We start from the raw sequence: 17,968 nt of genomic DNA, 5'->3' as shown, positions 1-17,968 counted from the left end.
CGATGCTAGCCCGGGCACTACTGGCCGGTGGGCGAAGCGTCCTCCTCAGCCCCCGCATTGGCCTGCTCGCTGTCGTCGCCCGGGTGTGTCCGGAGGTACCAGGCCTCGAGCGCGTAGACCACGCCCACCCCCGTGAAGGCGGCCACGATCACCCACGGTGCCTCCTGACCGCGCACGACGGCGAACGCGGTCAGCACCACCGCATCGGCGATGAGCGCGCTCACCAGCACCCACGCCTTCGCGCCCACGTCGCGGCGCAGCCGGCGCAGCACTCCCCAGTGGATGACGATGTCCATCACGAGATAGAAGATGATCCCCACGGCGGCGATCTGACCCATGTCGAGGGCCACCGCGAGCACCGCCGCGACCACGCCCAGATAGATCAGGATGTGATGGCGGACGTCGCCGGCCATCCCGAAGTGGCGGTGCGGAATCATGCGCATGTCGGTGACCATCGTCAGCATGCGCGAGACCGCGAACAGCGAGGAGATCAGGCCGGTGATGCACGCGACTACCGCGACCGCCACCGTTGCCCACACTCCCCACTGGCCGAGCGCCGGGCGAGCGGCCTCGGCGAGCGAATAGTCCCGAGCGTTCACGATCTCGTCGACGGTCAGCGACGACCCTGCCCCGATGGCGACGATGACGTAGACCACGGCGCACAGCGCCAGCGAGATGATGATCGCGCGGCCCACGTTGCGCGACGGGTTCTCGAGCTCGGAGCCGTCGTTGGTGATGGTGGTGAATCCCTTGTAGGCCAGCACTCCCAGGCCGGTCGCGGCGATGAAGCCGGCGAGCGAGGTGCCTGCGGTGAGTCCCTCGGAGCCCGCCTCGTAGGTCCCTCCCGCCGCCACGAACGCGGCGATGGCGAGCAGCCCGATTCCGCCGATCTTCACGATGGCCCCGCCGGTCTGAAGCCACCCGATCGATTCGTTGCGGACGAGGTTGATCCCGACTGCGCTCGCGATGACGAGCACCGCCAGCACCGGCACGAGCCAGCGGGAACCGAGTCCGAGCGGCTCCACCAGATAGGTGCCGAAGGTGCGCGCGACGAGAGCCTGGTTCAGCACCATCGACAGCGCCATCAGCATCGCCGAACCCGCCGCGACCGTCGAACGTCCGTAGCCTAAAGTGAGGATCATCGCGATGCCGCCGGCGTCGGGATGCTTGCGTGTCACCAAGACGTAGGAGTAGGCGCCCAGCCCAGCGACTCCCGCTGCGGTGACGAACGCAAGCGGCAGCAGCGGCCCGGCAAGCGCGGCGATCTGCCCCGTGAGGGCGAAGATGCCCGCGCCGACCATGACGCCCGTGCCCATCGCCACGGCGCCTCGCAGGGAGAGCGACCCCTCCCGGTAGCTGTCTGCCATACGTGAGGTTCGACGCGCCCGGGCGGCCTGCTATTCCCGCTTCGGCTAGCGGGCCGATGCGCGGGCTGGGTTCAGTGCTCTTCGTTCGCCGCGATCACGACGGACTCGCGGTGCCGGGCGGCGGGGGTGAGCCAGCCCACCGCGCACAGCACCACCACGGTCACTAGGGTCGCGATCGTGGGATCGATCAGGGGCATCCACAGCATCGCAAGCACGAAGAACACGGCTGAGACCACGAGCCACCGAGCCGTGCCGCCCGCCATGCGCATGAGCCAAGCGCACGTGAGGGCGACCAGCGCCGCGCCCCCTGCCATCAGCAGCGCCGAGTCCCCCGACGGCTGCTCCGACTCGATGGCCAGGACGGATCCCTTGTTGCCCGCGGAGACCAGCAGGATGCCCATGATGAGCGGCAGGTGCAGATACGTGTAGGCGTCGCGTGCGAGGTCGTTGCGGTGCTCCGGATCGGCTTCGCCGAGTGCATTCTCGAGGGTCGGCCCGACGTCCTTGAAGTACGGCCACCACAGGGCGATCGCGATGAGCACACCCAGCAGCGCTATCGCCATCAGTTCCGGGTTGAGCTCGATTCCGGCGGCGGTGATGCCGACGGCCAGCACGGATTCACCGATCGCCAGAATCACCATCAGATCGAACCGCTCCGCGAAGTGCTCGCCCGAGTGCACCTTCCAGCCGGGGCCGCGCACGGACAGGATCCACGTGGCGAGGATGTCGAGCGCAACGGTGCCGACCCACCAGTACAGCCGCTGCTCGGGTTCGACCAGGGCGCCCGCCACCAGGAGCCCCGCGGCCGGAATCCATGCGGCGGTGGACAGTATGATCTGCCGGCGGATCCGGGGATCGTCGCGCACTCCCCAGAAGAACACTGCGGCATGGAGCACCCGGATCAGCACGTAGAACGCCGTGAAGGCGAGGGGGGCGAGGCCCCCAGCTTCCGCCTCCCATAGGCCCGGGATCGTGATGGTGAGGCCGAACACGGCGACCATCGACACGACGAATCCGGCAAGAGGGAGCCCCTTGTCCGCGCGCATGACGTTGCCGAGCCAGGCCCACGCGATCCACACCCACCACAGGATCGCGAGCACCGTGAGGCCCTCCGCTGTCGTGCGCCACGAGAAGTCCTTGGCCATCCAATCGGTCACCTGGATGAAGGCGAAGACGTATACGACGTCGAACAGCAGCTCCTTGGGCGTGACGCGATGGTCCTCGCCGTTGATGCGGGCGCGCAACGACCAGCGGGTGGGGCTCATCTGCCGAGCATAAGCGCGCCTCTCACTTCCGTGCCGCGCGCCGGGAGGACAGCGCCGTGGAGTTGAGCAGCCTGATCAGGCGGTCGAGGGACGCGAAGGTGAGCCGGTCCTCGGACATCGCCGGCAGCGCCCGCAGTGGCATGTTGACGACGAACGAGGTCATGGTCTCGCGCACCTCGTCGGGCATGTCGCCGTCCGTGGGCATCGCCTTCGCCATGGCTGCGCGGAGCACACCCCCGAACCTGCGACCCAGCCAGGTCGATGTCAGGTCGCCGATCGTGGAGTCATAGTGGAACGGGAACAGCGGCCGCGGCGCGGGGATCGGTCGGCCCAGCATCCCGGCGAACTCCTTGTCCGCGGCGATGGCCGATGCTGGGGCGGCAGCGGGCGCGATCACGTCGTCGGACGAGATGCGGACCGTCTTGGTCGCGACGATCCGGGTCGACGAGAGCCCGATGCGCAGTTCGTACTCGCCGGCCTCGACCTTCCACGCGGAAGCGTCGACGTCGTACACGGCGAAGGAGCGCGCGTCCAGTGCGATGGCGGCCTGAGCGGTCTCGCCTGGCTCGAGCCATACCTTCGCGAAGCCTTTGAGCTCCTGGGCCGGCCGATGGAGGGTCGAGACCGGGTCGTGCACGTAGACCTGCACGACTGTCGAACCCGCGCGCCCGCTGGTGTTCGTGACCGGCACGGTCACGGTGCGCGAGGTGCCGCGGCCGGTGAGCTTGGTGTCGCCGATCTCGAATGTCGTGTAGCTGAGGCCGTGCCCGAAAGGGAACCTCGCGGGCACCCCGAAGGTGTCGTGGAACCGATATCCCACGTAGATGCCCTCGCGGTACTGCACCTGCGTGGGTGCGCTCGCGAAGTGGTGATCCGAGGGCAGGTCCTTCGCTTGCACGGGATAGGACTCGGCGAGGCGGCCGCCGGGCTCCGCGTCTCCGAACAGCACGTCGACGATGGCGCTGCCGGCGGCCTGGCCGCCCAGGTGCCCGGTCACGATGGCCTCCGGAGCGTCGGCCCACGGCATGTGCACGGGCGCGCCGTGGGACAGGGCAACAACCACACGGTCATGTCGCGCGGTGACGGCTTGAATGAGCCGCTCGTGAGAGGAGGGCAGGTCAAGGTGGTCGCGGTCGTAGCCCTCGGATTCGAAGGAGGTGGGCAGCCCGACCATCAGCACCACGGCCTCGGCGCCCTCAGCTGCGGCGAGGGCCTCCGCAATCTGGGCGTCGCTCGCCTCACCCGTCGCGGCGTCGTAGCCGGGCGCGTACACGACCTCGCCGTCGTCGCCCAGGCGTGTACGCATCGCCGCCAGCGCGGTGTCCATCCGAGTCGAGTTGACGAGCGAGCTGCCGCCGCCTTGGTGGCGCGGGGTCTCTGCGAAGGCGCCGATGAGCGCGATCCGCCCGCGCGGTGCCAATGGCAGCGTGCCGTCGTTCGTGAGCAGCGTCGCGGCGGCCGCGGCGACGCGGCGCGCCAGGTCGTGATGGTCGTCGTGCATGGCGACGGGGTCGGCCGGCAGCCGCGAGGCGCGTTCGGCGGCGACCTTGAGGGCGAGCGTCACCACGCGCCCGCATGCGACGTCGAGGTCTGCCTCTGAGAGCTCGCCCGCCTCGATCGCGGCCTCGATGCGCCCGTCCCACGCCCCCGAGCTTGACGGCATCTCGAGGTCGAGCCCCGCGCGGATTCCGGCGGGGCGGTCGAACGTGGCGAACCAGTCGGTCATCACCAGCCCGTCGAATCCCCACTCGTCGCGCAGCACCTCGGTCAGCAGCTTGTGGGACTCGCCCGCGTGCTCGCCGTTGATGAGGTTGTACGCGCACATCACGGTCCACGGCTCGGCCTCGCGCACCGCGATCTCGAAGCCCGTGAGGTAGATCTCTCGCAGGGCGCGCTCGTCGACGAGGGTGTCGATCCGCATGCGGTCGGACTCTTGGTTGTTCGCGGCGAAGTGCTTGAGGCACGCACCCACACCTTCGGACTGGATGCCGCGCACGAGCGCCGCAGCCATGCGTCCGGACAACAGCGGGTCCTCCGAGAGGTACTCGAAGTTGCGCCCGCCGGCGGGGTGGCGCTTGATGTTGAGACCGGGGCCGAGCAGCACGCCCACCTCCTCGGTGCGCGACTCGCGGCCGAGCGCGGCGCCCACCTCTTCCAGCAGCGGCACGTCCCAGGTGGACCCGAGGGCCGACGCGGTGGGGAAGCATGTGGCCGGTACCGAGTCGTGGAGCCCGGCGTGGTCTCCGGAGCCGTTCTGCTTGCGCAGGCCGTGCGGCCCGTCCGTCAGCATGAAGGCGGAGACGCCCTGGCCCTCGGCCGCTTCGGTGTTCCAGAAATCCGCGCCGGACACGAGCCGGATCTTCTCCGCGCGCGGGAGCGCCGCAATGATGCTGGCGGCCTGGGCCGTGACTCCGCGCGACTGGGCGGGAGAGGTGCTGGCGGCGGTCATGATCGCTCCTTCTGCGGCGACATCGCCGCGAGGTCGTTACCCTTATCTAACAGCATTAGATAAAGTCCATCCTAGGTGCTCGTCGGGTGCCCGGACAAGCACGGGAGGTGGCTGTATGGCGCAGCGACTCGCTCCCGAGGTGCGCCGCGAGCAGATCCTCGACACCGCGCTCGCGATCATCGACGCCGACGGCCACCGGGGCCTCACCATGGCCGCTCTCGCGCGCCGGTGCGGGATGTCCGCGCCGGGACTCATGCACTACTTTCCGAACATGCCCACGCTGCTGGTCGCGCTGGTCCGGCGGCGCGACGAGCGCGACAGCGCAGAGTTCTCGGCGCTCGCGCCGGGGGCCGATGCGCGGGCCGTCTTGGACGCAATCGTCGCCAACATTGCGGCCCGGCCACGCGCAGCGCAACTGTTCGTGATGGTGGGCGCGGATGCGCTCGACCCCGCGCATCCCGGCCACGAGTACTTTCGAGAGCGCGCAGACGCTGTGGCGTGGTGGCTCGCCGACCTGCTCGGCGATGAGGACGCCGGAAGAGCGCGACGAGTGTTCGCCGCCATGGATGGGTTGCAGGCGCACTTTCTGCGCGACCCCGAGGGCTTCGACCTCCTGGGCCAGTGGCGCGCCACGGCCGATGGTCTGCTCGGCCCGCACCCGGCCCACTGAGCGCGCGCACGGGCCCGGCCCGCGCATCGGCCGCTGGCCATCCCGGCCGTTGGATCCACTCACGGACCGGACCAACTGAGTGGGCACGCGCCGGGCGCCGTCTAGCACCCCCGGGCCGGCTCAGTTGATCCGGCTCGTCGGCATGCCCAGCGTGCCTACGATGACTAGATGGCAGACAAGAAGACGTTGCGCACGGCTCGAGTGGTCCGCACCGAGCGCCTGTCGCCGTCGATGGTGCGAGTGGTCGTCGGCGGCCCGGACCTCGCCGACATGCCCCCGCTCGAGCTCACCGACCACTACGTCAAACTCAGGTTCGACGACGTCAAGCGCACCTACACGATCCGATGGTTCGACCGCGAGGCGCTCGAGATGGCGATCGACTTCGTGATCCACGGCGACGAGGGGATCGCGGGCCCGTGGGCGGCGCGCGCGCAGCCGGGGGACGAACTCCACTTCGTGGGGCCCGGAGGCAAGTGGGCCCCGCGTCCCGATGCTGACGCCCACGTGCTCGTCGGGGACGAGTCCGCGCTGCCCGCGATCGCCGCTGCGCTTGACGCCCTGCCCGCCGAGGCGGTGGCGCGCGTATTCCTGGAGGTCGCATCGGCCGCCGAGAGGCAGGCGCTGCCGGTGACCGACCGCACCGAGGTGACCTGGATCCACCGCGACGAACTGGGCACGGCGTACGGCGAGGCATTGACCTATGCCGTGGAATCCTGCGAGTGGCCCAACGGCGACGTCGAGGCGTTCGTGCATGGCAACGCGGACATGATCAAGCCCCTGCGGCGCCACCTGTTCCGCGACCTCGGCGTCCCGAAGGGGCGCGTGTCCATCTCCGGCTACTGGCGTACCGGCATGAACGAGGACGGCTGGCAGTCGAGCAAGGCGGAGTTCGTGGCCCAGATGGAGGCCGAGCAGGACGGTCCCGCCGGCCCTTCCGACCGACCGGCCGGATGAACTGAGCCGCGGACGCCCCGCGGCCGTGTGCCGGTCGCGCTAGCGCTCAGTTGATCCGGTCGGTGTGCACGGGCCGCCGCGACTCTAGAGGCAGCCGCCCGCGACGTCGTCGCTGTTGGCCGTCGCGAAGTCCGGGTCGGACTCGTCGTCTAGCACGCGCATCAGTATCACCGTGGGAGGGGTGCCCTCGGGCTGAAGACCAGACTCCTCGCCCTGGGTCTCGAACACGAGGTAGCCCTCGTCGCCCTCGATCCACCACACGTCGGACACCCCGCCGCTGGAGCCTGACTCAAGGTCAGGGTGTGCGTCCTCAAGCTCCGCGAGCGTGGACCCGATCGAGATCCCCGCCTCGCTCGCGATCTCGGTGGCGAAGATGTCGATGCGCCACACTCCCTCGTCGTCATCCACGGCGAGGGTGAAGGGCGCTGTGGTGCTGTCGTAGAAGCCGGTCACGTCGTCGTACTCCGCGACCCATCGCCCGGGGTCAGCTCCCTCTGCGCCGCCGGGGCCTCCGGCGCAGTAGTCCTCGTCGAAGCTGATCATCTGCTCGCCAGGATTGCCCTCGGGGGGTTCACCGATGGCGAGCGGCCCGAGTCCGTCCGGCGTCGCCACCAACTCCTCGACAGGGGGGTGGGGATCCAGGGTGGGGCTCGGCGAAGGCGATGCCTCTGCACTGGTAGTGGCTGTGGCGGTCGCCGTAGTCGTCTCCACGGCGGTGGGGTCGGGAGTCGCGGTGGGTGACTGATCTCCCGAAGCGTCGCACCCGGCCACCAGCAAGGCCAACGCGGTGATTCCCATTGCGGACAGTGAGCGCATCATCGTTCCTCCTTGGGGTGGGGCTCGTGTCGCGCGCCGTCGTTTGTCTGCGCGCCTTACATCTCCTCGTGAGTGTTCGGGTCGCCGCCGAACAGCCGCCCGTCCTCGCGGGTAAGCCCCGAGATCGCGGACATCTCGGCCTCCGACAACTCGAAGCTGAACACGTCCAGGTTCTCCGCTTGGCGCTCGGGCGTCCCGGACTTGGGCAGCGGCACGTTGCCCAGTTGCACCTGCCAGCGCAGGATCACCTGGGCTGGAGTGACGTCGTGGGCCTTGGCGGCGTCTCCCACCGGACGCTCGGCGAACGGCGCATTGGCTTTTCCGAGCGGGCTCCAGGACTGCGTGAGGATGCCGCGCTGGTGGTGCTCGGCGCGCATCTGCTCCTGGATGAAGTACGGGTGCAGCTCGATCTGGTTGATCGCGGGCGTCTCCCCGCTCGATTCGACGATGTCCGCGAGGTGTTGGGCGGTGAAGTTGGACACGCCGATCGTGCGGACCACGCCGCTGGCGCGCAGATCCACCAGCGCCCGCCACGCGTCGCGGTACTTGTTGGTGATGGGATTCGGCCAGTGGATCAGCAGCACGTCGATGCGCTGCAGCCCGAGCCGCTCGAGGGACTCCTCGACCGAGGCGATCGCCAAGTGGTAGTCGTGGTGGCGGCCGGGGAGCTTGGTCTGGATCGTCAGCTCATCGCGGTCCACGCCGTTGTCCTCGAGCCAGTCGCGGGCGGCGCGCCCCACCTCCGCCTCGTTCTGGTAGTTGACCGCGCTGTCCAGCAGTCGGTAGCCGTGGTCGAGAGCGGAGCGGACGGCCTGGTAGCCCTCGTCCCCCTTGAGGGGGTAGGTCCCGAAGCCGATCGCGGGGATCTCGTTGCCGTCGTTGAGGGTGCGGGTGGGAATCGTCATACCTCCACGCTACGCCCGATCCGTGCCTCGGGCCCGTCCGGCAAGACCGAGCGCGGGTGCGGCTAGAGCCGCCTGCCCTCTCGCAAGGCCTTGCGCAGCGGCGGAACGGTGACGCCCGCATCGGCCATCTGTGCGCGGGTGCGTCGGCGAGAGTGGAGGATGCCCGCGACCCCGATGGTCCAGGGCACTGCCATGGTTGCGAGCGCGATCCGGTAGTCGTCGAGCGAATAGTCGGAGGTGCCGGGGGAGACGATCTGCAGGGCGGCGCCGATCAGGGCGACGGAGACCACGGTCGCCGCGAACCCACCGATGTTGACGAACCCGGTCGCGGTGCCGAGCCGGCCGCGGATGCCGAACGTGCGTGCGTAGTCCATGCCCACGAGCGCAACCGGGCCGCCGAGGCCCAGCACGACGATGAGCCCCGCGAGCTGCCACAAGGGCCGGGGGTTCGACGGCAGCAGGATTGCCGCCCATGTGACGGCGATCGCGGTCGCGCCGCCGAGGATCAGCCACGACCTGCGCAGCGGATGGCGCGCGGTAAGCGTGCCGATCACGGGCGCGGCGGCGATGTTGGTCATCACCAGCAGCGTGAGCAGGCCGCTCGCCTGCGCCGTCGTGAGCCCCTGTCCCTGCACGAAGAACGGCACGCCCCACAGCAGCGCAACGGTGTTGGCGGAGAACAGCCCGGTCCAGTGGGTCCAGAACCCGAGCTTGACGCCGGAGGGACGGATCGCATCGCGCATGCGCAGCGCCACGGGCTCAGCGGGGGAGTCGCCTTCATGCGGCCGATGCGCGGGCGAGGCAGGCGCCACCTCGCCTGAGGCGCCGGTTGCGGAGGGCACGGGATGGTGAGCGTGGTTCTCGGGTGGCATCCGCACCTGCCACAGCGACATGGCGCCAGCGAGCAGACCCAGGGCCGCGAGCGTGGCGAAGGTGGTGGTCCAGCCCTGCTGGTGCAGCAGCCACGCGACGGGGATCGCGCTCGCCAGCTGGCCCACCTGTCCGAGCGTGCCCGTGACCTGCACCATGAGCGGCGCGCGCCGGGGCGGGAACCACTCGGACACCAGGCGCGTGGCGGCGATGAACACGGGCGCGTCGCCCGCGCCGATCAGCACGCGGGCCGCGAGCGCCCAGCCCAGCTGATCGGTGAAGGCCAGCAGCAACTGCCCGAGGCCCATGATCAGCGAGCCCGCGAGCAGCATGCGCTTGGGCCCCAACCGGTCCAGTAGCGCGCCAGCGGGCAGCTGCAACGAGGCGTAGACGGTGATCTGCACCACGGACAGGGCGGACAGCCCGAGCGCCTCGACGCCGAACCGGTCGAGCGCCTCGACCCCCGCCACGCCGAGCGCGGTGCGCTGCACGACCGCCACGAAGTAGATGAAGGCAGCAGCCGCGAAGATGATCCAGGCGGTGCGAGGGGTGAGCGAGCCGCGGGTGGTGGCGGGCTGGCTCATGCGTGCTCCTGGAGTGTTGGCAGGCTTCACGCTAGTGTCCCAGCCTCCGGTGGTGCCAGGGACCCACGGCCTGGTCGGGCCTGGGTTCGGGTCAGTCCATGTTGGTGACGCCCTCGTAGAGCCCCACGGCGTTGCCGTCCGGGTCTGCGAAGGCGGCCCACCAGCTCGTCTCGTCGATCTCCGACTTCTCGACCAGGACCGTGCCGCCGTGCTTGATGATGAGCGCGAGAGTGACCTCGATCGAATCCACCTCGATGTACGAGCGCGGCTGGGTGAAGTCCTCGGACCGTGGCGCGAGGCCCCCGCTCCCGACCCCGTTGGGGGTGCTCCACATCGGATAGCCCTCGAAGCCCGGCGGCTCCGAGATCTGCCAACCGAACAGCGTGCCGTAGAACTCCGTCGCGGCTTCCATGTTGGAGACCGGGATGTCGATGTGGGTGATGTCGCCGTGCGCCATGGCGCCTCCTCGTCTTGGGCCACCGAGATCGCGGGCACCTGGATGGCGCGCCGTCCACGGCACGAGTGTCGCCCCGCTTCGCGCGCCTGGCAACCGGAGGGGCATGTCGGGCCTGGACGCCACAACGGCCGCCGACACCCGGGGGTGTCGACGGCCGCGCCTCAGGGAGAGAGGTCTGTGACGAGGACTACGGCATCAGCACCGTGTCGACCAGGTAGACGGTGGCGTTGGCGGTCTGGACGCCGCCGCACAGCACGGCGGACTCGCCGTTGATGGCGAAGTCGTCGCCTTCGCCCGTGACCTCGACGTCGGCGCCGTTCACGGTCGTGTGGGTGCCGGCGATGTCCATCGGCTCGATCTGGCCGGGGACCACGTGGTAGGTGAGGATCGAGCTCAGCAGGTCGGCGTCCTCCTGGAGCACACCAATGGTCTCCTCGTCGATCTTCGCGAAGGCATCGTCGACCGGTGCGAAGACGGTGAACTCGTCACCGTTGAGGGTGTCGACCAGGTTCACGTCGGGATTGAGCTCGCCGCTCACTGCGGACACGAGGGTGGTGAGCATCGGGTTGTTGGAAGCGGCGACCGCGACCGGGTCCTGGGACATGCCCTGGATCGAGCCGGCGCCATCGGGCACCTCTTCTGCGTAGGCCATGCAGGCCGGGCCCACGAGATTCGCTGCGGGGTCCATCGCCATGGCGTCGTCGTCCATCGCGTCCTCTGACATCGCCGGGGTGGGGGACTCCTCGGTCATTGTGGGGCTTTCCGACATGGCCGGGTCCATCGCCTCGTCGTCGGATGCGGAACAGGCGGACAGGGCGAACGTGCTGGCAACCGCGAGTGCGAGGCCCGTCGAGAACTTCGTCTTGCTGGTGAGCATGACTACCTCCGAAAAGTGAGCCCGAGCGTCCGGGCCGTGAGTGAGGCGTCCCGGGTGGGGCGCCCGCCGCTGTTGCGGCGATGACCGGGGTTCGCCTGGCTCGACCCGGCGGATTGGTGCGTGTCGAGAAATCCGACGGCCGCATCGGCCGCCCAATCCGTGACCCCGTGCCGAGCGAACCCACCGCAACAACTCGAGAGGCACGGACATGGAACTCGTGATCATCGGACTGCTGGGCGGTCTCATCACCGGCATATCGCCGTGCATTTTGCCGGTGCTGCCGGTCATCTTCCTGACGGGAGGCGCGCAGTCCGCGCGGACTCAGGGCTCGACCATCCCCCGGATCGATGCCATCGGCCCCGGGGGCGTGGCGCGCACCGGCACCACGGCGGTCAAAGCCCGGCCGGCCGAGCGGAAAGTCGGCTCGGTCTCGCGCTGGCGCCCGTTCTTGGTGATCGCGGGGCTGGTGACGAGCTTCACGCTCGTCACGCTGGTCGGCTCGCTGATTCTTGGTGCGCTGAACCTGCCGCAGGACATCATCCGGTGGGTCGCGATGGCCGTGCTGGTGGCGATCGGCGTGGGGCTCATCGTTCCCCGTTTCGCACACGTGCTGGAGCGGGCCTTCACGTGGGTGCCGCAGCGGCGTGTGGAGAACAACCGCGGCGGGTTCGGCGTGGGGCTAGCGCTCGGCGCCGTCTTCGTCCCGTGCGCCGGACCGGTGCTCGCCGCGATCATCGTCGCTGGTTCGACAGGGCAGATCGGCTGGGGCACCGTCCTGCTGACCATCGCCTTTGCCATCGGCGTCGCGGGCCCGTTGCTGTTCTTCGCGCTCGCGGGCCGCCGGGTGGCGGAGCGGGTCAAGGCGTTCCGTCGTCGTGAGCGCGGCCTGCGGATCGCCGCCGGCGTGGCCATGATCGCCCTCGCCGCCGGCCTGGCCGTGAACCTTCCGCAGACGTTGCAGCGACTCGTGCCCGACTACACCGCCGGGATCCAGAGCGACCTCACCGACAACGAGTCTGCACGGCGCGCTCTCGACCTGGGCGGACTGGTCACGGAGGAGAACAAGGACCTCGACCAGTGCACCAACGGCGCGACCGAGCTCGAGAGCTGCGGCACCGCGCCCAGCATCAGGGGCATCGAGCGGTGGCTGAACACTCCCGGCGGCGAGGGGATCGAACTCGATGAGCTGCGCGGCCAGCTGGTGCTCATCGACTTCTGGGCCTACTCGTGCATCAACTGCCAGCGCTCGATCCCCCACACCGTCGCGTGGAACGAGGCCTACGGGGACCTGGGGCTGAACGTGATCGGCGTGCACTCTCCGGAGTACGCCTTCGAGAAGGACGCGGGCAACGTGCGCGCCGGGGCCGAGGACTTTGGCATCACCTACCCCGTGGCGCTCGACAACAACCTGTCGACCTGGACCAACTACCGGAACCGCTACTGGCCCGCCCACTACCTGATCGACGCCGAGGGCACCGTCCGTCACATCGCCTTCGGCGAGGGCAACTACGAGGCGACCGAGGGGCTGATCCGCGAGCTGCTGCGGGACGCGGACCCCGATGTCGAGCTGCCCGGCGATACCGACGTTCAGGACGTGACTCCGGACGCGGGTTCGACCACCCGGGAGACCTTCCTGGGGACCTCGAAGGACGTCAACTACGGCGGCGAGGGCCGGTACGCGCCTGGCGAGGGGACGTACGCGTTCCCAGCGGCCCAGCCCGATGACTCGTTCACCCTTGCCGGAGACTGGGTGCTGGAGACGCAGTACGCCACCCCCGCATCGGCCGATGCGCGGGTCAGGTTGGACTTCCATGCCACCGAGGTGCGGATGGTCCTGGCCGGTTCCGGCGCGGTCACGGTGACGCTGGATGACGGCGAGGCGCGGGTGATCGAAGTGGACGGAACCCCACGCTCGTACGCGCTCGCGGAAGGCGTGGACGACGGGCAGCACGTGCTCGACGTCGAGCTGTCGGAGGGGGTGCAGGCCTACTCCTTCACGTTTGGGTGACAGCGCGTGGACGGGACCACGCAGGGAATGTGCCCGTCGGCGACCACGTTGACCCGGGCATGAAGACACTCATCATCGCCCTGCTCGTGCTGTGGCTCCTGCTCGCCGTCGTCGGCTTCGTCGTCGAGGCGCTGCTGTGGCTCGCGTTTATCGGCCTCATCCTCTTCGCCGCCACCGCGGTGTACTGGTGGGTCAAGAACAAGCGCTCACGAGGGTCCGCCACGAGATAGTTCACCTGTCGTCAGACCCGGGGGTCCGGGCCGCTTCAAGCGGCCCGGACCCCCGGGTCTGCTGCATGCGGGAGGGCGCGCCCGGCACGCGTTCGTGGGGATTGTCACAGGACGCGGGCGCGTGCCCCTTGCTGGCCCTACAGTGGGGTCCACCATGAATAGTTCGTCGGGCGCGAGGCTGACAACGCCCGGCGACTGCGCTGACGCCGCTGCCCGCAAGGCGTCCGCCACGGAGGCCGCCGCGCGTCTAGCCCCGTTTGAGCACTCCACGCTGGGTGTCCTCTTCACCAGGCCGGACGGGGACATCGTCGCGGCCAACCCCGCCGCGTGCCGGTTGCTGCAGCGAGACGACGCCGAGATTCAAGCGCTCGGCCGTGCCGGCCTGGCGGACCCGACGGACGACCGGTGGGGTGCTGCGGTGGAGACCCGCGCCCAGCACGGGGCGTTCCGCGGCAGGCTCCGCCTGGTGCGGGGCGACGGCTCGGTGTTCACGGCCGACCTCGCATCGGCGATCTTCCTGCACGATGGCGAGCCGTGGAGTTACGTTCTCTTTGAAGACGCCTCCGACGTCGACGCGGAGCTGCAGGCGGCCTCGCGCGAGCGGGAGCACGCCGGCTTCGTGATGGAGATGCTCGACTCCATCAGCGACGCGTACTTCTCGGTGGACACAGACTGGCGCATCACGTTCTTCAACCGACAGGCCGAGCGGCTGCTCGGCGTGGATCGCGCCGATGTGCTCGGCGAGGGTTTGTGGGAGTCCTTCCCGGCAGCTCGAGGCACGGAGTTCCAGCACCATTACGAGCACGCGGTGCACACCGGCCAGGCCGTGACGTTCGAGGGTCACTACCTGGGGACGGACCTGAGGTGCGAGGTGCGGGCCTACCCGCTCGACGGCGGTGGTCTGGCCGTGTACTTCCTCGACGTGGGTGATCGCTACGCCGTGGCGGCCGAGCGCGAGCGCCTGCTGGAGGCCGAGAGCTCCGCCCGTGAGGAAGCCGAGGCGGCCCGCGCTGCCGCCGAGCGGGCACGTGCGGAGCTGGCGCTGCGGGCGGCGTCGGATGACCTCACCGGCCTGCTCAACCGCTCCGGCCTGGCCGAGGCGCTGCGAGGCGAGCTCAGGGTGGACTCCGGACGGGCCTGCCTGCTGCTCGCCGACCTCGACAATTTCAAGCTTGTCAACGACACGCTGGGACATGTGGCGGGAGACGCCGTCCTCCGGGCATTCGCCGAGCGCCTTCGTGCGACCGCCGGACCCACGGCGCTGCTGGCGCGCCTGGGGGGTGATGAGTTCGCGATCATTCTCCCGGGAGACGCGGCGGCGGACGCCGAGCTGATCGCCACGCGAATCCTCGACATGGCGCGGCAGCCGGTGGAGGTGGACGGCAACTCGCTGCTCGTCACGGCCAGCATCGGGCTGGCCACGATCCCCGACGGGCGAGCGGACTTCGGGCGACTGCTGCGCGACGCCGACGCCGCCCTGTACCGGGCCAAGGGCGGAGGACGCGACCGGGCGGCATGGTTCGATGACGCGCTGCACGCTCAAGCCGTCGAGCGCGTCGATCTTGAGCAGCGCTTGCGAACCGCCCTGGCATCCGGTGGCCTGAGCGCCCGGTATCAGGCGGCCTTCGACCTGCGCACCGGCCGTGCCGTCGATGTCGAGGCCTTGGCCCGGTGGACGGATGCAGAGCGCGGCCCCATCTCGCCTGCGGCCTTCATTCCTGTGGCAGAGGAGTCAGGGCTCATCCAGGTGCTGGGCGATTCGGTGCTCGCGCTCGCGGCGTCCCAAGCCGCGCGCTGGGCCTCGACCCAGCAGGTGCGGGTGTGGGTGAACGTCTCGCCACGGCAGCTGGGGGCGACTGGCCTCGCCGACCGCATCGGCGCGGTGTTGGCAGACCTGGGACTCCCCCCCGAGCGATTCGGCGTCGAGATCACCGAGTCGAGCCTGGTGGATGAGCATCGGTTCGTGGAGGAGCTGCAGGCCATCCACGGGATGGGCGTGGGTCTCGCGGTCGACGACTTCGGCACGGGTTACTCGTCTCTTGCCCGGCTCGCTCGCATGCCGGTCGACCTGGTCAAGATCGATCGGGGCTTCGTGTCTGGCGAAGCGTCGCCCCGCCGCGAGTCCGTCCTGCAAGGCATCGTGGCGCTCGGGCATGCCCTAGGAGCGCGCGTGACGGCGGAGGGCGTCGAGACGCCCGACGAGCTGAGGCGTGTCATCGACTCGGGGTGCGATACCGCGAGCGGATACCTCCTGCAGCGCCCGGTCGAGCCCGAGGACGTCGCGTGGTCGGCGGACCTGTCGTAGCAGTGGTGGGCCTCCGGGCGTAGCGGCCGCGCGGGAGTCTCAGGCGGCCAGTCGGTAGAGGAACGCCGCCATTGCCTCGCGGGTGACGTGATCCAGCGGGCGGAAGGTGCCGTCCTTCCAGCCGGTCGAGATTCCAGCGTTCGCCATCCAGGTGATCTCGTCGTAGAACTCGCTTGACGTGCGGCTCACATCCTTGAATGACGCTTCGCCGGTCGCAGTCGCCGTCGCTCCGGCATATCGGTACAGGAACGCCGCCATGGCGTCACGGGTGATGCGCGATTCGGGCCGGAACTCGAAGCCGCCGCCGCGGGCCCAGCCGCTGGTGATGCCTTGTTGGTGCGCCCACACGATCTCCTCGTAGAACTCGGTGTTGGTGGGAGTGACGTCGGTGAAGGGGGATCGGCGTGGCAGGGTCACGGCGGGCTCGCCGGCCAGGCGGTAGAGGAACGCCGCCATCGCGTCGCGAGTGACGTTGGCGCGAGGACGGAAGGTGCCATCGGCCCAGTTGCTCGTGATGCCGTTGTCCCGCAGCCAGTCGATCTCCTCGCCGAACGGAGACGGGTTCGGGCCGCCGGTGGTGATGGTCACCTTGACGGCTTCGGTCGTGGTCGCGCCCCCAGCGATGGAGAAGCGGTCGAGATCGTCGACGAGCGTCGTGCCTGCGCGCTGAACGGCGTCCCACCGGTTGGTCGCCGTCAGCGAGGTCAGCACCGACACGGCCCCGTCGTGCCCATGCTGGGAGACGACGACGCCGGGGCCGAAGCGCACCTGTCCGCCGTCGAGCCGGATGCTCGAGGTCGACTGGTAGAAGGTGCCGGCGTCCTTGCCTCCACCGGCGCGGTACTCGACGAAGAACGTCTCGCCCGTGGCGGAATCGAGGAGACGCACGGCGGTAGTGCCTGAGTCGGCATAGACGGGGGCGAGCGTGATGGTGCGAGTGTCGCCCATCCCCATCTCGATCAGCATGTGTTCGGTGCTGTCGCGCGCTCCGGGCAGTCCCAAGAAGTATCGCTGTGAGGCGCCGACCGCTCCGGGTGCGAAGTCTGCGCCGACGGAGCCAGCCATCGGGCCGAAGAGCCCGAAGTACTCGTGCGCCTTCCAGCGTCCGTCCTTCAGGTACTGCAGGTTCGAGTGCATCAGCGACAGGTTGTGGCCGATCTCGTGGACGATCGTGGGGTGCTCATTCGCCGCGATGTGGACGACGCCGCCGTCCAGCCGTCCGCCCACGGAGGCGATGCCGGCGTACTCGTAGGTGCAGTCGTCAGGGGTGTACACGATCAGATGATCCGTGCCGGCAAAGAAGTCGACGTCGGGGTAGAGCCCCATGGCCTGGTTCCACAGCGTGAGGTATGCCGGGCACCGCGATCCGGGCGTGAAGGTCCGCGAATCGGCAATAGTGAAGTCGCCGATGGCGCCGTCGGTCTCGTCCATCCAGTAGTCGAGCGCTAGTCCCGTGGCATCGACAGCCTCGGCGACAGGGACGTCCGTCTCGGTCGCGTTGTCGTCCACGGTCACGACGTAGGCCCGGTGCGACGCGCCGTCCTTGGCGACTGGCGCCTGCGCCACGACCGTCACGGTCTCGAGCTGGACCTCGTCCTGCTCCTCGCCCTCCTCGCCGCTGGGCGCTCCAGCGGGGTCCGCGGCGTCCTGCTCGAACGAGGTGATCACGTCCACAGATCCCGCCGTGGCTGTCGCCTCGACCTGCGAGCCGGCCTCCACTTCGACGCCTGCGGGCAGCTCGACGGGGACCAGCACACCGTCGTCAGTGACGATGACGTCCTGGTCGCTGGCGTGCCCCTCGTCGGCGAAGACGTCGTCCCCCTGCGCGTGGGCGACGGTGATGAGCACCCCGTCGACGCTGTTGGCCGAGCCGGCACCCTCGGCGGGAGCGGCCAGGGCGGTCGCGGCAGCGATGGTCACGGCTGCGGCGGCAACACGGCCGGGGAAGGGGCGGCGGCCAGTCATCGATGCTGGGATGGCTCGCAGGCTAGGCAGATGCACGGGCCCCTGTACCTCTCTATGCCGAGCGCTCCTGGGGCGTCAGGAAGCGGCGTGTCGCAAACGGTACCGGCACTATGCGGCCGTTTCGGGGGAAACGGGGACGTGCGGACCGAGTGGGGGGCGCTGCCGCCGGGTGGCCAGATCAGCGGGCGGCGGCAACTGCCGGCGCGACGAGCCCCCTAAGGGCTTCTACCAGGAGGATCAATGGGG

14 protein-coding genes are annotated in these 17,968 nt (G+C 69.5%); 5 read left to right on the top strand and 9 right to left on the bottom strand.

Annotation, left to right across the window (positions count from 1 at the left end; translation table 11 throughout):
- Positions 1-17: 17 nt before the first annotated feature.
- The 3 genes from ACNI3K_RS01495 to ACNI3K_RS01485 form a co-directional block, all read right to left on the bottom strand.
- Positions 18-1,367 carry an APC family permease gene (locus tag ACNI3K_RS01495; protein WP_419390090.1) on the bottom strand — a complete coding sequence of 450 codons (1,350 nt, stop codon included), beginning with the start codon at positions 1,365-1,367 and terminating at the stop codon, positions 18-20.
- A 71-nt stretch (positions 1,368-1,438) separates the two neighbouring features.
- Positions 1,439-2,632: a low temperature requirement protein A gene (locus ACNI3K_RS01490; RefSeq protein ID WP_419390089.1), complete on the bottom strand. Its 1,194-nt coding sequence runs from the start codon at positions 2,630-2,632 to the stop codon at positions 1,439-1,441.
- 22 nt (positions 2,633-2,654) lie between these two features.
- Complete coding sequence (locus ACNI3K_RS01485) at positions 2,655-5,081, bottom strand: glycoside hydrolase family 3 C-terminal domain-containing protein (protein ID WP_419390088.1); 2,427 nt, start codon at positions 5,079-5,081, stop codon at positions 2,655-2,657.
- Between the two features lie 115 nt (positions 5,082-5,196).
- Here ACNI3K_RS01485 and ACNI3K_RS01480 point away from each other — a divergent pair, with 115 nt between their 5' ends.
- A complete protein-coding gene (locus tag ACNI3K_RS01480; protein ID WP_419390087.1) occupies positions 5,197-5,751 on the top strand; it encodes a TetR/AcrR family transcriptional regulator in 555 nt (184 codons plus the stop codon).
- A 168-nt stretch (positions 5,752-5,919) separates the two neighbouring features.
- On the top strand, positions 5,920-6,705 hold the full coding sequence (locus ACNI3K_RS01475) for a siderophore-interacting protein (RefSeq protein ID WP_419390086.1): 786 nt from the start codon (positions 5,920-5,922) through the stop codon (positions 6,703-6,705).
- An 84-nt stretch (positions 6,706-6,789) separates the two neighbouring features.
- Here ACNI3K_RS01475 and ACNI3K_RS01470 read toward each other — a convergent pair whose 3' ends face one another.
- From ACNI3K_RS01470 to ACNI3K_RS01450, 5 genes are all read right to left on the bottom strand, one after another.
- Positions 6,790-7,524, bottom strand: a complete 735-nt coding sequence (locus tag ACNI3K_RS01470) for a hypothetical protein (protein ID WP_419390085.1) — start codon at positions 7,522-7,524, stop codon at positions 6,790-6,792.
- 53 nt (positions 7,525-7,577) lie between these two features.
- Entirely contained in the window at positions 7,578-8,426 is an 849-nt protein-coding gene (locus ACNI3K_RS01465) for an aldo/keto reductase (RefSeq protein WP_419390084.1), read from the bottom strand.
- Between the two features lie 62 nt (positions 8,427-8,488).
- Positions 8,489-9,880, bottom strand: coding sequence for an MFS transporter (locus tag ACNI3K_RS01460; RefSeq protein WP_419390083.1), 1,392 nt, complete (start codon positions 9,878-9,880; stop codon positions 8,489-8,491).
- Positions 9,881-9,971: 91 nt separating this feature from the next.
- Positions 9,972-10,337, bottom strand: coding sequence for a VOC family protein (locus tag ACNI3K_RS01455; RefSeq protein WP_419390082.1), 366 nt, complete (start codon positions 10,335-10,337; stop codon positions 9,972-9,974).
- A gap of 187 nt (positions 10,338-10,524) precedes the next feature.
- Entirely contained in the window at positions 10,525-11,214 is a 690-nt protein-coding gene (locus tag ACNI3K_RS01450; RefSeq protein ID WP_419390081.1) for a fasciclin domain-containing protein, read from the bottom strand.
- A 208-nt stretch (positions 11,215-11,422) separates the two neighbouring features.
- On the opposite strand from ACNI3K_RS01450, the gene ACNI3K_RS01445 reads away from it, so the two are divergent.
- The 3 genes from ACNI3K_RS01445 (at position 11,423) to ACNI3K_RS01435 (ending at position 15,757) form a co-directional block, all read left to right on the top strand.
- On the top strand, positions 11,423-13,222 hold the full coding sequence (locus tag ACNI3K_RS01445) for a cytochrome c biogenesis protein CcdA (protein ID WP_419390080.1): 1,800 nt from the start codon (positions 11,423-11,425) through the stop codon (positions 13,220-13,222).
- 59 nt (positions 13,223-13,281) lie between these two features.
- Entirely contained in the window at positions 13,282-13,452 is a 171-nt protein-coding gene (locus ACNI3K_RS01440; RefSeq protein WP_419390079.1) for a hypothetical protein, read from the top strand.
- Between the two features lie 154 nt (positions 13,453-13,606).
- Positions 13,607-15,757 (top strand): putative bifunctional diguanylate cyclase/phosphodiesterase, encoded by a 2,151-nt coding sequence (locus ACNI3K_RS01435; protein ID WP_419390078.1) that lies wholly within the window; start codon positions 13,607-13,609, stop codon positions 15,755-15,757.
- Positions 15,758-15,796: 39 nt separating this feature from the next.
- Here ACNI3K_RS01435 and ACNI3K_RS01430 read toward each other — a convergent pair whose 3' ends face one another.
- Positions 15,797-17,722, bottom strand: coding sequence for an S-layer homology domain-containing protein (locus tag ACNI3K_RS01430; protein ID WP_419390077.1), 1,926 nt, complete (start codon positions 17,720-17,722; stop codon positions 15,797-15,799).
- Between the last annotated feature and the right edge of the window lie 246 nt (positions 17,723-17,968).

Origin of the sequence: Demequina ureilytica (assembly GCF_048553575.1) — a bacterium.
Classification (GTDB): domain Bacteria; phylum Actinomycetota; class Actinomycetes; order Actinomycetales; family Demequinaceae; genus Demequina.
Note: the sequence above shows the minus strand (reverse complement) of the source record. Positions and strands in the feature narration are given on the sequence as shown.

Coding starts and splice junctions, on each gene's coding strand:
- ACNI3K_RS01495 (WP_419390090.1), bottom strand. CDS start 1,367: ATGGCAGACAGCTACCGGGAGGGGTCGCTCTCCCTGCGAGGCGCCGTG.
- ACNI3K_RS01490 (WP_419390089.1), bottom strand. CDS start 2,632: ATGAGCCCCACCCGCTGGTCGTTGCGCGCCCGCATCAACGGCGAGGAC.
- ACNI3K_RS01485 (WP_419390088.1), bottom strand. CDS start 5,081: ATGACCGCCGCCAGCACCTCTCCCGCCCAGTCGCGCGGAGTCACGGCC.
- ACNI3K_RS01480 (WP_419390087.1), top strand. CDS start 5,197: ATGGCGCAGCGACTCGCTCCCGAGGTGCGCCGCGAGCAGATCCTCGAC.
- ACNI3K_RS01475 (WP_419390086.1), top strand. CDS start 5,920: ATGGCAGACAAGAAGACGTTGCGCACGGCTCGAGTGGTCCGCACCGAG.
- ACNI3K_RS01470 (WP_419390085.1), bottom strand. CDS start 7,524: ATGATGCGCTCACTGTCCGCAATGGGAATCACCGCGTTGGCCTTGCTG.
- ACNI3K_RS01465 (WP_419390084.1), bottom strand. CDS start 8,426: ATGACGATTCCCACCCGCACCCTCAACGACGGCAACGAGATCCCCGCG.
- ACNI3K_RS01460 (WP_419390083.1), bottom strand. CDS start 9,880: ATGAGCCAGCCCGCCACCACCCGCGGCTCGCTCACCCCTCGCACCGCC.
- ACNI3K_RS01455 (WP_419390082.1), bottom strand. CDS start 10,337: ATGGCGCACGGCGACATCACCCACATCGACATCCCGGTCTCCAACATG.
- ACNI3K_RS01450 (WP_419390081.1), bottom strand. CDS start 11,214: ATGCTCACCAGCAAGACGAAGTTCTCGACGGGCCTCGCACTCGCGGTT.
- ACNI3K_RS01445 (WP_419390080.1), top strand. CDS start 11,423: ATGGAACTCGTGATCATCGGACTGCTGGGCGGTCTCATCACCGGCATA.
- ACNI3K_RS01440 (WP_419390079.1), top strand. CDS start 13,282: ATGAAGACACTCATCATCGCCCTGCTCGTGCTGTGGCTCCTGCTCGCC.
- ACNI3K_RS01435 (WP_419390078.1), top strand. CDS start 13,607: ATGAATAGTTCGTCGGGCGCGAGGCTGACAACGCCCGGCGACTGCGCT.
- ACNI3K_RS01430 (WP_419390077.1), bottom strand. CDS start 17,722: ATGACTGGCCGCCGCCCCTTCCCCGGCCGTGTTGCCGCCGCAGCCGTG.